13 protein-coding genes are annotated in these 13,529 nt (G+C 42.8%); 4 read left to right on the top strand and 9 right to left on the bottom strand.

Annotated elements, in window-relative coordinates:
• Positions 1-117 precede the first annotated feature (117 nt).
• The gene (locus tag P162_RS11650; protein ID WP_031427555.1) at positions 118-1,347 is read right to left on the bottom strand and encodes an ABC transporter permease; all 1,230 of its coding nucleotides are present in this window, start codon (positions 1,345-1,347) and stop codon (positions 118-120) included.
• Positions 1,348-1,354: 7 nt separating this feature from the next.
• Between P162_RS11650 and P162_RS11645 the strand changes: the two genes are divergently transcribed.
• The gene (locus tag P162_RS11645; RefSeq protein ID WP_031427554.1) at positions 1,355-2,623 is read left to right on the top strand and encodes an exo-beta-N-acetylmuramidase NamZ domain-containing protein; all 1,269 of its coding nucleotides are present in this window, start codon (positions 1,355-1,357) and stop codon (positions 2,621-2,623) included.
• Between the two features lie 109 nt (positions 2,624-2,732).
• Here P162_RS11645 and P162_RS11640 read toward each other — a convergent pair whose 3' ends face one another.
• Entirely contained in the window at positions 2,733-3,068 is a 336-nt protein-coding gene (locus P162_RS11640) for a tRNA-binding protein (protein ID WP_031427553.1), read from the bottom strand.
• Positions 3,068-3,373, bottom strand: a complete 306-nt coding sequence (locus tag P162_RS11635; RefSeq protein WP_031427552.1) for a hypothetical protein — start codon at positions 3,371-3,373, stop codon at positions 3,068-3,070. Before P162_RS11635 ends, P162_RS11640 begins: the two co-directional genes overlap by 1 nt.
• Before the next feature lie 125 nt (positions 3,374-3,498).
• Between P162_RS11635 and P162_RS11630 the strand changes: the two genes are divergently transcribed.
• Positions 3,499-4,059, top strand: a complete 561-nt coding sequence (locus tag P162_RS11630; RefSeq protein WP_031427551.1) for a thioredoxin family protein — start codon at positions 3,499-3,501, stop codon at positions 4,057-4,059.
• On the opposite strand, the gene P162_RS11625 is transcribed toward P162_RS11630, so the two are convergent.
• The 5 genes from P162_RS11625 to recR all read right to left on the bottom strand — a co-directional run bounded on the left by P162_RS11625 (position 4,056) and on the right by recR (position 9,522).
• Complete coding sequence (locus P162_RS11625) at positions 4,056-4,598, bottom strand: YfiT family bacillithiol transferase (protein WP_031427550.1); 543 nt, start codon at positions 4,596-4,598, stop codon at positions 4,056-4,058. The genes P162_RS11630 and P162_RS11625 overlap by 4 nt on opposite strands.
• Positions 4,599-4,639: 41 nt before the next feature.
• A complete protein-coding gene (locus P162_RS11620) occupies positions 4,640-6,145 on the bottom strand; it encodes a M28 family peptidase (protein ID WP_051907871.1) in 1,506 nt (501 codons plus the stop codon).
• Positions 6,146-6,317: 172 nt separating this feature from the next.
• Positions 6,318-7,700 carry a dihydrolipoamide acetyltransferase family protein gene (locus tag P162_RS11615; RefSeq protein WP_031427548.1) on the bottom strand — a complete coding sequence of 461 codons (1,383 nt, stop codon included), beginning with the start codon at positions 7,698-7,700 and terminating at the stop codon, positions 6,318-6,320.
• Between the two features lie 67 nt (positions 7,701-7,767).
• Positions 7,768-8,901: a glycosyltransferase family 2 protein gene (locus P162_RS11610; RefSeq protein ID WP_031427547.1), complete on the bottom strand. Its 1,134-nt coding sequence runs from the start codon at positions 8,899-8,901 to the stop codon at positions 7,768-7,770.
• 3 nt (positions 8,902-8,904) lie between these two features.
• The gene (gene recR / locus P162_RS11605; protein WP_031427546.1) at positions 8,905-9,522 is read right to left on the bottom strand and encodes a recombination mediator RecR; all 618 of its coding nucleotides are present in this window, start codon (positions 9,520-9,522) and stop codon (positions 8,905-8,907) included.
• Positions 9,523-9,761: 239 nt separating this feature from the next.
• On the opposite strand from recR, the gene P162_RS11600 reads away from it, so the two are divergent.
• Together P162_RS11600 and P162_RS11595 are read left to right on the top strand one after the other, a co-directional pair.
• Entirely contained in the window at positions 9,762-11,150 is a 1,389-nt protein-coding gene (locus P162_RS11600; RefSeq protein WP_031427545.1) for a M20/M25/M40 family metallo-hydrolase, read from the top strand.
• 117 nt (positions 11,151-11,267) lie between these two features.
• On the top strand, positions 11,268-12,797 hold the full coding sequence (locus P162_RS11595) for a GH3 auxin-responsive promoter family protein (protein ID WP_031427544.1): 1,530 nt from the start codon (positions 11,268-11,270) through the stop codon (positions 12,795-12,797).
• 79 nt (positions 12,798-12,876) lie between these two features.
• Here P162_RS11595 and P162_RS11590 read toward each other — a convergent pair whose 3' ends face one another.
• Positions 12,877-13,470 (bottom strand): hypothetical protein, encoded by a 594-nt coding sequence (locus P162_RS11590; protein ID WP_410471168.1) that lies wholly within the window; start codon positions 13,468-13,470, stop codon positions 12,877-12,879.
• Between the last annotated feature and the right edge of the window lie 59 nt (positions 13,471-13,529).

The raw sequence follows: 13,529 nt of genomic DNA, 5'->3' as shown, positions 1-13,529 counted from the left end.
GAACCGTCAATAATACTCGCCCATTTGATTTACCGCATTCATACAAAACCGATTAAAATTAGCTAAAAACTACACAAAAAAACCTTTAAATTGCTGAATTTCAGCGTATTTTCTGCATTAATCAAACTTAATGGTCTTTACGGGGGAAATTTTTGTGATAATATACGATGGAACGAGCAACATGATTGCACACAACAAAAAGGTGCCTATGTTGAGCAAGACGATATAACCCCAGTCTATATAAACCGGCGCTTCAGACACGTAATATGTTTCTGGATTGAGCTGTATCAAGCCAAAATATTTCTGAAGCAATAATAGCCCGATCCCTATCAGATTTCCCCAGAAGAGGCCTACCAGAACAAGATAAAGTGCATTGTACATAAAGATTTTTCGCACGCTCCAGTTGGCACTGCCCAGCGCTTTAAGAATTCCCACCATACGTGTACGTTCAAGGATAAGAACCAGCAGCGCGACGACCATATTGATGCCCGCTACCACGATCATAACGCCTATGATCAGCGCAATATTAAAATCAAAGAGTGAAAGCCACTCAAAGATGGAATAGTATTTTTCGGTCATGGTCATGGAGTTCAATGTAGAACCTATACTCGCATAAACCTCGTTTTCAATAGTTTTCAGGTTATCATAATCCTTTACAAAAACCTCAAAAGCCCCTACCTGATCTTCACCCCATTTGTTCAATTTCTGAATATGCCTTATGTCTGCAAAAAGAAAACGGGCATCAAATTCCTCAAAACCAGAATCGTATATGCCCACGACATCAAACCTGCGGTTTAAAAAACCTCCATCTTCCTTAATAAAATAGACGATGAGTTTATCACCGTTTTCAAAACCCAGACGGTTGGCCATAAAACGGCTCAAAAGAATTTCGGTATTCAGTGTTGTTTTGTAATTGGGAAGACGGCCGGCGATCAGGAATTCTTTCATATAATCCCAGCGATACTCTGCACCCACTCCCTTGATAATGATGCCTTCAAAATCTGTCGCGGTACGTATCACCCCGGCCTTGCTGGCTGTGGCCTGTATATGCGAAACCTTGGGAACTGCACTGAATTCAGGATAAAAATCCTGCTTTGTGGAAATAGGATTGAGCGTTACCTCGCTGTTGTTACCGTCAAAGTTTGAAATAATAATATCCCCGTTAAAAGCCGAAACTTTTTCCCTTATCTTCTTTTGCAGCCCCACGCCCGTGGCAATGGTGATCATCATCATGACCAGCCCGAGCACGATCGCGGCAATGGCGATTTTAATAATCGGGGTGGAAGCCGTACTTTTATTTTTGCCGGCGCTAATGACACGACGCGCTATAAAATATTCAAAATTCAATCGATCTATGTCCTTAAGTTCGCTCAAAAATACCCATTTTTTAATTCTTGTCCTGTTCATTTCCTGCGCAAATCTCTCACAGACAGAAAATGAAAGTGCCAGCAAACAAAAAGAAGAAAAAAAGAAGGTTATCGTTTCCGCTGCTGTGGAAGAATTGCTATTGGGAGCAAATCGCACCGAAGAATATATACCGCTGCTTGAGAACAAGCGCGTGGCGGTTGTTGGCAATCCCAGTTCGCTGATCTTAAAAAACGTTCTGCCAGATGGCCAAAAAGAATACACACATTTAGTTGACTCCCTGATTAGCCGTAATATCAATGTGGTCAAGGTGTTCTCTCCAGAACACGGTTTTCGCGGCACTGCAGACGCAGGGGAAAAGGTAAATGACGGCAAAGACCCCAAAACGGGTCTTGAAATCGTTTCCCTTTATGGAAACAATAAAAAACCAAAACCCGACCAGTTAGCAAATATTGACATTTTGATCTTTGATATTCAGGATGTGGGCGTACGTTTTTACACGTATATCGCCACGTTGCACTATATTATGGAAGCGGCCGCAGAAAATGCTATCCCGGTAATCATCCTTGATCGCCCTGATCCCAATGGCCATTACGTTGACGGACCCATAATGGAAAAAGAGCATACCAGTTTTCTAGGTATGCATGCCGGGGTTCCGTTAGTTCACGGGATGACCATTGGCGAATATGCACAAATGATAAATGGTGAAAAATGGCTGAAAAACGGCATAAAAACCGATTTAACAGTAATCCCTATGGAGAATTACAAGCACGATCTCATGTATTCCCTTCCGGTACGGCCGTCGCCCAACTTACCCAATGATAAATCCATCAATTTGTATCCCAGCCTGGGACTGCTTGAAGGTACGAGTCTAAACGCAGGTCGCGGTACAGACATGCAATTTCAGGTTATTGGTTCGCCGTATTTACCTGCGGAAAAATATGATTTCATTTATACGCCACATTCCAATTTTGGCTCCAAAAACCCAAAACACGACGGAGAAATATGCCACGGAATCGATTTGCGCCAGGCCCTGTGGATGAGCAGCGTAGACCTTACGTGGATCATTGACGTCTACCACAACCATAGTAAAAAAGAAGATTTCTTCAATACCAAAAATTTCACCGCACACGCCGGCACCGCCCAACTGCAAAAACAGATCGAATCTGGTAAATCTATGGCTGAAATAAGAGAAAGCTGGAAAGCGGGTTTAGATGCTTTTAAGGAAAAAAGGGAGAACTATTTGATTTATGAGTAAAGTTTCTCCCCCGGCCCTTCCAAAGGAGGGGAGATCGAACTAGCAATAACGAAAAACGGTGAGCAAAAGCTCACCGTTTTTCTTAATTATGTATCTAAATATACTGATTTTAACCTATTTTCAAGCCATTTTCCACATTCTTGCTCGGGTTTAGAAGCGTAACTGCATCGTCATCAACTACGCCAAGAATAAGACATTCGCTCATAAAGTTGGCAATCTGTTTCTTTGGAAAATTCACTACCGCAATAATCTGCATACCCACAAGTTCAGTGCGGTCATAGTTAACCGTAATCTGAGCAGAAGTTTTTAAAATTCCAATTTCATCACCAAAATCAACCTGCAATTGAAATGCAGGTTTTTTAGCTTCAGGAAAATCACTTACGGTGAGAATTGTACCTACCCGCATATCAACCTTAGAAAAATCGGTCCACGATAATTCAGCCATTAATGCTCTATTCTCAGTTTTTCAATCATTTCCTTAGAAATTTGACCGCTATAGGCGCCGTAAGCATCTACAAGCAATCCTTTTTCACCGTCATGTGTATTGATCACATAAAGCACGGAATTATCACCGGGATTTGTCATCCCTTCAAATCTGAAAGCTTCTTCAACTTCTATTTGTTCGGCTTTCCAGCTCTTCTTCAAGTGTTTGGATTCTATTCCTTCGTCAACAAGATTAAAATCCTTATCGTATCCTTTTTTCTGCAAAGCTTCAATCGCTTCAGATAAAGTGTCGTATGTATTCTTCATGGTTATATTTGTTTCAAATAAAAATACAAATGCATCCCAGTTGCACCAAAAGTTTAGAACAACTTTAGTATTTGTAAATTTGATTGAAAATGTTACCTTAAATTTCCTTAAACCTGAACAAAGCCATGGCAAATACACCCTCTAATATGTTACCGCTGGGTACCCAGGCACCCTATTTTAATTTACTGGATACGGTGACCAATAAATGGAAATCCCTGACCGATGTACGAGGCAACCGCGGAACGGTGATCATGTTTATTTGCAACCACTGCCCTTTTGTAAAGCACGTAAACAATGAGATCGTGCGTATAGCGAATGATTATCGTGTACTCGGTTTTGGCTTTGTGGGAATCAGCAGCAATGATGTTGAGAACTACCCACAGGACGCACCGGGAAAAATGTGGGAAAATGCCCGGAAGGAAAATTACAGCTTTCCCTATCTTTATGATGAAAGTCAAGAGACCGCAAAAGCCTATGACGCGGCCTGTACACCAGATTTTTACCTTTTTGACGCTGACCTCGAACTTGTTTACCGTGGCCAATTGGATGATTCCAGACCAGGCAATGGCATACCCACTAACGGCCGTGACCTGCGTGAGGCACTGGACAATTTACTAAATAGTCGCCAGCCGGTTCAATTGCAAAAACCGAGTATAGGGTGCAATATAAAATGGAAAAAGGCTTAACCCCAGCCTTCCCTTTCCATTAAACTCATGATTTGCGCTAAATGGTGATCCCCGTGCCACGCATACATGCCCACCATATTTTTGAGGACAACTTTTTCGCCAGTAGCAGGATGAATAAAAGATTTAGTTATATCACTTTGTTCAAGATTTTCTAGTAAATAAATCAATTTTTCATGCAAAGCAGCTAAATAATTCAATGAAAGTGAAATAGGCGCCTTATAATCAATTCCCTTTGCCCAGGCATTTTCATCGTAGGCTTTGATGGTTGGCTGATCTTCGGTGAGCGCCCATTTAAAACGGGTGTAGGCGTTGTGATGGCTGTCAGCCAGATGGTGAACGACTTCCCGAACCGTCCAGCCTTCAGGACGGTAAGGCGTATCCAGCTGACTCTCATTTAATTTTTGTACCGCAAGATCCACTCGGCTTGGTAAGGTTTTTAATTTTTTAAACCAAAGCGAAAGATGATCTTCCGAAATCAGTTGCGGAGCTTCAAATTTACCAATGGGATATTTCAATTTTTCAAGCTGAAGAGTGTCCAAAATAGTTGTTTTTAGTATCGGTTTATTGACTAAAAAGTCAATTATTCAGCAATTAAAGTCGGTTTTTTACCTGTTTCCGAGATTTCCCAACCTGTTGCGTAAATCCATTGTGTCATTTTGGTCAGTTTATCCATATTGATCGTTTCTGGTTCGTCGCGCGGCGTGTGATAATCAGGATGCAATAAAGTTGTGAAGAAAATGGCAGGGATATTTGTTTGTGCATACGGCAAATGATCACTACGGAAATACCAATGTTCTGGGTGTGCCTCGGCATCCCACGACGTATCTACCTTAAATTTAGTGAGTGCAGCGTTCGCTTTCATCGCCATAGCTACCAGTTCCTGCGAATTGCGATGTGGCGCAATCGCTCCCAGCAAGGCCGCTTCACCTTCCGCATTGCGGCCTATCATATCACCGTTGAGCACGGCGGCGATGTTTTCTTTGGGAACGGTGGGATTTTCAGCAAAATAACGCGAACCAAAAAGACCACGTTCTTCGGCGCCATGCCAGACAAAAAGGGCGCTACGCTTCCCCGGTTTTTGCGTCCATGCCCGGCCAATGGCCAGCAGGGCCACACTTACGCTCGCATTATCATCAGCGCCGTTCCAGATAGAATCGCCTTTAACGGATTCCCCTACCCCATCATGATCGTGATGACCGCTAAAAAGTACATATTCCTTCTTTAGCTGAGCATCGCTACCTACTGCTTTGGCAACAACATTTGCAGAGGGATAATCAAACTGGTTTACATTCAAATCAATCAAAATTGTAGCATCTTTCTTCTGAAGTGCCTCTGCCCATTGCGGACTTACTAAAAGTACGGGAGGCTCATTAACGCTTCGTAGCGGGGTGGATGCAATTGCGTAGGTACCTTCTTCCATCCCGTGGCCAAAAAAACCAATTTTAGACTGTGCGGTACTATCTGCAACCAGAATGACTGCTTTTGCGCCCTGCTTGATCAATTGACCGGCCTGTTGCCTGATGGCGGAAAGCGCGTAGCGGTACACCCATAAGCTCATTCCTTCCGCAGGCAAGGGCGTTGGCGGCATCAATGGGGTGGCAATTACTTTATCTTTATAGGAAACTGTCGTATCCTGAAGATTTTCTAGCCAGGTTACTGAATCTTCTATATTTCCTTTCGCGGGAGCGGTAATCCAGGCATCTTGCCATAGGGCCAAAGAATCACCATTGATTTTTACCGTACTCGATGCATCAACCACCTGGCGTTTCAGGTTAAAAAACTGAAAATAAGTGCCATTATCCCCGGCCGGTTCAAGACCAGCTTCCTGCGCACGCTGGGCAACCCAGGTCGCAGCGTTGAGTTCGTCAAGCGTACCCGCCCTACGGCCGCGCATGGAATCACTGGCCAAAGTAAATAAGTCCGATTTTAGTTCTGCCGTTTTTATCGCGTCAAGTGCAGGCGGAACTGCCATCGAATTTTGACCAAAAATTGGGCTTAAAATGGTCAAAAAAAGTAAAATTCCGGTCATTTTTAGACCCAAAACATGGATTTTCAAGTTGTTTTTTAATGTGTATTTATTTTTCATAGTGTGCGTTGGTTTTGCGTTATTGCTGCATTTGGAATAGAGAATTAGGTATAATCCCTATTATCTTTAAGATAGATATCTTAAAAATAACCTTTTACTCACTGAAAATACAAACAAAAAAAGCCAGAATTGAAAAATCCTGGCTTTTTTAAAAATATCAAATTCAATGTTTCTAAATCTTCTCGTTTACATCCCAGGCTTCAAGGTGCTGCGCCACGCGCTGCACAAACTGTCCGCCGAGCGCACCGTTTACTACGCGGTGATCGTAAGAATGCGAGAGGAACATTTTATGACGTATCCCTATAAAATCCCCTTCCGGAGTTTCTATGACGGCAGGGACTTTTCTAATCGCGCCAAGCGCTAAAATCGCCACCTGAGGCTGGTTGATAATGGGCGTGCCCATCACACTGCCAAAGGTTCCCACATTGGTCACCGTATAGGTACCGCCCTGAGTATCGTCTGGTTTTAACTTGCCGTTACGGGCACGGTCGGCAAGGTCGTTTACCGCCTTTGCCATACCCATCAGGTTCAACTGATCTGCCTTTTTAATGACCGGAACGATAAGGTTACCTGTAGGCAAAGCTGCTGCCATACCCAGGTTAATATCCTTTTTCTTGATCACCTTGTCCCCGTCCATGGAAATGTTGATCATGGGAAATTCCCTGATCGTTTTTGCAACCGCCTGCATAAAAATGGGCGTAAAGGTGAGTTTTTCACCCTCACGCTTCATAAAATCATTTTTCACCTTATTGCGCCAGTTCCAGATATTGGTAACATCTACCTCAATAAACGATTGCACGTGGGCTGATGTCTGTACCGAATGCACCATATGCTTGGCAATCATTTTACCCATGCGGCTCATCTCGATAACCTCATCCTGACCGTTAACACTTACGGGAGCTGATGCTGTTTGCTGATCTGCTATGGCGACCGCTTTTTGACCACCAGAAACCGAATTTGATGATTTTTCGGTAGTTTTTTGCTTTTTACTGCCACGATTTTCTACGTAAGCAAGGATATCATCTTTTGTTACGCGGCCTTCTTTGCCCGTACCTTCCACCTGATCCAGTTCATCCTGTGAAATATGCTCTTGCTGGGCTATATTTTTTACGAGTGGGGAATAAAAACGCTCCCCATCGTTAGTAATCGCTCCCGCCGAAGCGGTTTCTGTAGCCTTTTCGACTGTTTTTTCAACATCTTTAAGCGCCTCAGGAACGGGATCACCACCCAGGGATTCTACACTGGTTTTGTCGTTTTCCTCTTTGTCCTGTGCTGATGTTTTCTCTTCCGAAGGTTCTGATTCTTCTCCATCCCCACCTGTTTCTATAATTGCGATCGTTGCGCCTACTGCGATGACATCATCTACTTCGTAGAATTTCTCGATTAGCTTTCCTTCTACTTCACTGGGGACTTCACTATCTACTTTATCTGTAGCGATCTCCACTACCGGTTCGTCCATTTCAATAGTATCCCCTACTTCTTTTAGCCATGCCGTAAGCGTTGCCTCTGCAACACTTTCACCCATCTTGGGAAGTTTTAATTCAAATTTTGCCATATCAGTAGATAGAAGGTTTAAAATATTATTATTTTGCGAAATTAATAAAAATCGATGTATTTTACATTCAATTTTGCAATGAGCTCAGAAAAATCACTTTTCCCTGCCTCGTACTGCTATCGCTTCCCAGTATAAAATTACATTCTGGTGGATGTATCCTAAACGTGCTTTTGCGTTTATTTAGCATTTGCATGCACGCGATGATTTCTTTATAATCAAAGGAACCGGCATCAAAAATAAACATGCCACATTCCGTATGGGAATCGCAATCAGTAAGCGTCTTATATATTTTAGTTTTTGAGAAAGCCCTGGTTTCTGTCTGTGCAATAAAACCGGTGTCACTGCTTACAACAACAAGGGGTTCCTTTAAAATATCCTGTACATTCCGTACACGGGGAAATGTTTTTACATTCTTCGCCGCCTGGAGCGCAAGGGCAACGAGTCGCGCTTCCATCTCATTGCTGCCAAAGTGTTTTTTATAAAATATGCCCATCGCTTCATAGAAACGCCTGGCATAAATTTTATCCCGCAATGTACTTTCACCTTTAAAATGAATTGCGGTAACCTTCCCGAAGTAATAATTGCTATAACCCGCCTGCAACAGCCGGTAAGAAAGGTCTATATCTTCCCCATACATAAAATAGTCTTCATCAAAACCGCCCTGCTGCTCATACACTTCCCTTTTCATGAGCATAAATGCACCTACCAGCACCTGCACTTTAGCGGTTTCCCCTTCGCCACAATCCCCTGCGTAATAGGCTTTTGAATTTCGTAGCAATTTGGCTATGGCAACCTTTGGCGTGGGCAGGTTTCTTTTACTTTCTGGCAAAAAGGAACCGGTACCGTCTATGAGCCGTATGCCTATGGCTCCCAATTTTTGTATGGTTTCAGCGAAGGCCAGGAGTTCTGTAAAACAATCCTCCGGCAGTACCGTGTCTGGATTCAATATACAGACATACTCTCCTTTAGCCTGTTTGACGCCCAGATTGTTTGCTTTAGAAAAACCGAGGTTTTCGCTATTGGCGATCACATTGATCTGCGGAAAGCGATCTGCCAACATCTCAAGACTAGCGTCAGAAGAAGCATTATCAACCACGATAATTTCGGCATTGATATCTTTGAGCGCCCGCATTACCGAAAGCAGGCAAAGCTCTAAATGATAGCGTACGTTATAGTTTAAGACAATGACAGAGAGTTGCACGCATTAGCTTTTTAAGGAATTCTCAAAGGGAATACGGTTGAGAATACTACGTCCCAGCGTAACTTCATCTGCATATTCAAGCTCATCGCCCACCGCAATCCCGCGTGCAATAGTAGAAGTTTTTACCGGTAAATCCTCGAGCTGGCGATAAATATAAAAATTGGTGGTATCTCCTTCCATCGTTGAACTTAGGGCAAAAATGACCTCACTGACCTCCCCTTGCTTTACTTTTTCAATTAGGCTTGCAATGTTAAGATCCTGTGGGCCAATACCATCCAGCGGGGAAATCTTGCCACCCAGCACATGATACTGACCGCGGTACTGGCTGGTATTTTCAATCGCCATGACATCCCTCACATCTTCTACCACACAAACGATGGCAGACTCCCGGTTAGGGTTTGCACAGATTTCGCACAATGTGGTATCAGAAATATTATGACAGTTTTTACAGAAGTTGATCTCACCGCGCAGTTTATTCAATGCCTGGGTCAAATGCCCAGTCTGCTCTTCGGGCTGGCGCAAGAGGTGCAGTACGAGGCGCAGCGCGGTACGCTTACCTATGCCCGGGAGTTGGGACATCTCGTAAACGGCATTTTCAAGCAATTTTGAGGAAAATTCCATGGCCGTAAATGTACAAATAATTCTTAGGGCGCACGCCTTAATAGTAACGAAGCAAAATCTTGCTCCACATCTTATGTCAGGAGATATAGTGTAGATAGAATATAAATTGGCGTTATACGGAATAGTAGCCTCCAAAAATTAAAGCAACTGCAACTATTTTCTTTTGCAAATTCATGACATCAAATAAAGCTATACGCTGGTTTCTTTTATATTTTAGCATCTCACAAAATAAGAAAAACATGACCCTACGCCTATTTTTAAGCTTTTTTACCCTGTTTATGGGTTTAACAAGCCTAAACGCACAAACCGAACAGGATTCTATAACATTGCGCAAACTCTATGACATCTCTTTGATGCAGGGAAAAAGTTACGAATGGTTACGAACGTTGACAAAGGATATTGGCCCCAGATTGAGCGGAAGCGAAGGTGCGGAAAAAGCGGTACAATGGGCAAAAAAAGAATTGGAAACACTACAACTTGACAGTGTATGGCTCCAGCCGGTCATGGTGCCAAAATGGACGCGTGGCGCAGCGGAGACCGCCTATTTCACAACCACTGATTCCGCAAAAACAACAGTGCCCATCTGTGCCCTTGGTGGATCAGTAGCCACAGCAGAAAATGGACTCAGCGCAAAAGTTATCGAAGTGCAGGGTATTGAAGACCTGGAACGCTATGGAAAAGACCAACTTAAGGGTAAACTCGTTTTTTATAACAGGCCCATGCAGGCAGATCTTATTGAAACGTTCAACGCGTATGGAAATGCGGTTGATCAACGTGGTGCGGGCGCTATGGAAGCAGCAAAATATGGTGCGGTAGGTGTGATCGTACGCTCCATGAACTTACGTCAGGATGATTTCCCACATACGGGAGCGATGTCCTACGGTGACCTTCCCGATGAGCAGCGCATTCCCGCTGCCGCTATAAGTACAAACGGCGCGAATCTATTGAGCAAAACATTAAAAGAAAATCCGGAGACCCAATTTTATTATAAAATGTCCTGTGAAAACCACGAGGATGTAAAATCCTATAATGTGATAGGTCAGATCACCGGTAGTGAATCTCCCGAAAAGTATATGGTTGTGGGCGGCCATATGGATTCCTGGGACCTGGGCGAAGGTGCTCAGGATGATGGCGCGGGTATCGTGCAAAGCATGGAAGTACTTCGCTTAATGAAAGCGAGCAATTACAAACCAAAACACAGCATTCGCGCGGTGCTTTATATGAATGAGGAAAACGGTCTTCGCGGAGGAACGACCTATGCTGAAGAAGCTAAGAAACAGAATCAAAAGCACATTTTTGCCCTGGAAAGTGATTCGGGTGGATTTACACCACGAGGGTTTTCTTTTGATGCGAGCGATGCCAATGTTCAGCAGGTTTTAGAATGGAAGGAACTTTTCAAACCTTATCTGATACATTATTTTGAAAAAGGCCATAGCGGTGCAGATATTGGTCCGCTGGAAGGAGAAGGTATCGTACTTGCCGGCCTGCGTCCCGACTCACAACGCTATTTTGACTATCATCATGCGGCGAATGATACTTTTGAAGTGGTAAACCGCCGCGAACTCGAACTTGGTGCGGCCGCAATGGCAAGTTTGGTTTATCTTTTTGATAGGTATGGCGTAAAGTAAATTGAATCCGTTATTACTCTAAACAATTATTTCCTGTTAAACTATTTTTAAGTTAGCGCGTTTTCTAACTGTATACATTTAATTTTAGCCCCATTCATATAAAATAAAGCAACAGTCATGGCAATAATCGGTTCCATTATAAAAGGTGTAATAGATCTCAGTGATTCCTTCACTAATGAATCAAATCCCATTGAGGAACAGCGCGAGGTGCTTGAAAACCTTCTGGAAAAGGCTAAAAATACCCAGTTTGGGAAACATTATGCTTTCGAGGCCATGCTTCCGGAAGAAAACCTGGAAAAAACCTTTGCTAAAAATGTTCCCTTCTTTGACTACAATAGTCTCAATGAACAATGGTGGAGTAAAATGCACGAAGGTGAAGTAGATGTTACCTGGCCGGGTACCCCAGATTATTTTGCTTTAAGTTCTGGTACTACGGGCAAAACAAGCAAGCGTATCCCAGTGACAGAAGATATGATAGACGCCATCCGTTCTGCGGGAATCAAACAAGTGGGGGCGCTGGCGCATTTTGACCTCGAACCAGACTTTTTTGAAAAAGAAATCATGATGCTGGGCAGCTCTACGGCCCTGGCTGAAGAAAACGGCCATCTGGAAGGGGAAATTAGCGGAATCAGTGCAAGCCGAATTCCTTTCTGGTTTAAAGGTTATTACAAGCCGGGTGATGAAATTGCAAAAATTGACGATTGGGATCAAAAAGTGGAGCACATTGCAAAAAATGCAGATCAGTGGGACATTGGCGCTTTGAGCGGAATTCCCAGTTGGATGGAGCTCATGATCGAGAAGGTAATTGAGGTCAATAAACTTAACAATATACATGATATTTGGCCTAATCTACAGGTTTATACATCAGGTGGGGTAGCTTTTTCACCTTATGAGAAAAGTTTTAAAGCGCTTCTGGGAAAACCGGTTACGATTATAGACACCTATCTGGCTTCCGAAGGTTTTATCGCCTTTCAAACACGTCCCGAAACAGATTCTATGCGTCTCGTGACAGATAATGGGATTTACTTTGAGTTCGTACCCATGAATCCTGATTATATCAACGAAGACGGTTCCATCCTACAGGATGCACCGGTCTATACCCTTGCGGAAGTGGAAAAAGATCAGGATTATATTTTGATCATTTCTACCGTAAGTGGCGCCTGGAGATACCTCATTGGCGATACGATCGCATTCACCGATATTGAGCGCGCAGAAATTAAAATTACCGGTCGCACCAAGTTTTTCCTTAATGTGGTGGGAAGCCAACTTTCTGTAAATAAAATGAGTGACGCGGTGCAGGAATTAGAGGATCATTTTGATATTAAAATACCTGAATTCACCATTTCCGCAAAGCGGAATCCTGACGATAATGACGAATTCTATCACTACTGGTATTTGGGAACATCAGACGAGGCCAACAATGAAGAACTCGCTAAAAAACTGGATGAAAGCCTGCAAAATGCCAATAAAAACTACAAGGTTGCCCGTGGTAAAGCTTTAAAAGGCGTTATTGTGAAAACCATTAAACCAGATGTTTTTTATGACTGGAACGCGGCCAATAAGAAAAAGGGCGGCCAGGTAAAAATGGAAAAAGTAATGGGTGAGGAAAAATTTAAGGAATGGGAAGCTTTTGTAGCTGACCAATAGATTGAATTAAGCTGTATATTTTATTGAACGCTTATTTAACAGCAAGTAGAATATACAGCTTATAATTTTTTTACAAATTTTAGACTTTTTCTTCGTCGCTATGCTCTTCAATAAGTTGCATGATTTCTTCTGGCGAAAGGTAAAGTTGACGTATACGGTTTTTATAAGCCTCAGAGATATCAGCGTGATTGAGAATAAAATCCTTTGTTTTTAAAATATAATCGCCCATACCATGGGCAACCGCAAAAGTATCAGCCGCACGCTCTGCTTCCTGAATATGACCGGTAGAATACAGATATTTAATCCCGAAGAAAAACATATCAATCGTTCCCCGCTCCCTGTAATCCATCACATGGCCAAGTTCGTGGCCTATCCATCCTATCAAGACATCTGAGGGTACATCTGTGATCTTAAAAACCTCTTTATCAATTTTTACCCGTTTACTGATAAGAATTACATATTCCCGGTTTTTTCGGGATCTAAAAAAACTACCGAATATAGGCTGGGCCTGCATCGTAGATTTCTTGATATTTTTCTTGAACTTAAAAGCAATAGGCGTGTCTTTTAAAGCGGGATAATACGAAAGTGCTTTAAGGGTCTCGGCCGTTATGGATTCAGGAATTTTTTTATTTGTAAAATTGATCTGCTCGTTCATGGTGTGGGGAAAATGCAAATGTACGTAAAGTAGGATTTATTTTGATGATCCTTCTAGCTGCCTAAAATTCAAATCCT

It is taken from the genome of Flavimarina sp. Hel_I_48 (assembly GCF_000733945.1).
Taxonomy (GTDB): domain Bacteria; phylum Bacteroidota; class Bacteroidia; order Flavobacteriales; family Flavobacteriaceae; genus Leeuwenhoekiella.
Note: the sequence above shows the minus strand (reverse complement) of the source record. Positions and strands in the feature narration are given on the sequence as shown.

Excerpts from the sequence above, each read along its gene's own strand:
- P162_RS11645 (WP_031427554.1), top strand. The coding sequence starts at position 1,355 with ATGTCCTTAAGTTCGCTCAAAAATACCCATTTTTTAATTCTTGTCCTG.
- P162_RS11640 (WP_031427553.1), bottom strand. The coding sequence starts at position 3,068 with ATGGCTGAATTATCGTGGACCGATTTTTCTAAGGTTGATATGCGGGTA.
- P162_RS11635 (WP_031427552.1), bottom strand. The coding sequence starts at position 3,373 with ATGAAGAATACATACGACACTTTATCTGAAGCGATTGAAGCTTTGCAG.
- P162_RS11630 (WP_031427551.1), top strand. The coding sequence starts at position 3,499 with ATGGCAAATACACCCTCTAATATGTTACCGCTGGGTACCCAGGCACCC.
- P162_RS11620 (WP_051907871.1), bottom strand. The coding sequence starts at position 6,145 with ATGAAAAATAAATACACATTAAAAAACAACTTGAAAATCCATGTTTTG.
- P162_RS11615 (WP_031427548.1), bottom strand. The coding sequence starts at position 7,700 with ATGGCAAAATTTGAATTAAAACTTCCCAAGATGGGTGAAAGTGTTGCA.
- recR (WP_031427546.1), bottom strand. The coding sequence starts at position 9,522 with ATGGAATTTTCCTCAAAATTGCTTGAAAATGCCGTTTACGAGATGTCC.
- P162_RS11600 (WP_031427545.1), top strand. The coding sequence starts at position 9,762 with ATGACCCTACGCCTATTTTTAAGCTTTTTTACCCTGTTTATGGGTTTA.
- P162_RS11595 (WP_031427544.1), top strand. The coding sequence starts at position 11,268 with ATGGCAATAATCGGTTCCATTATAAAAGGTGTAATAGATCTCAGTGAT.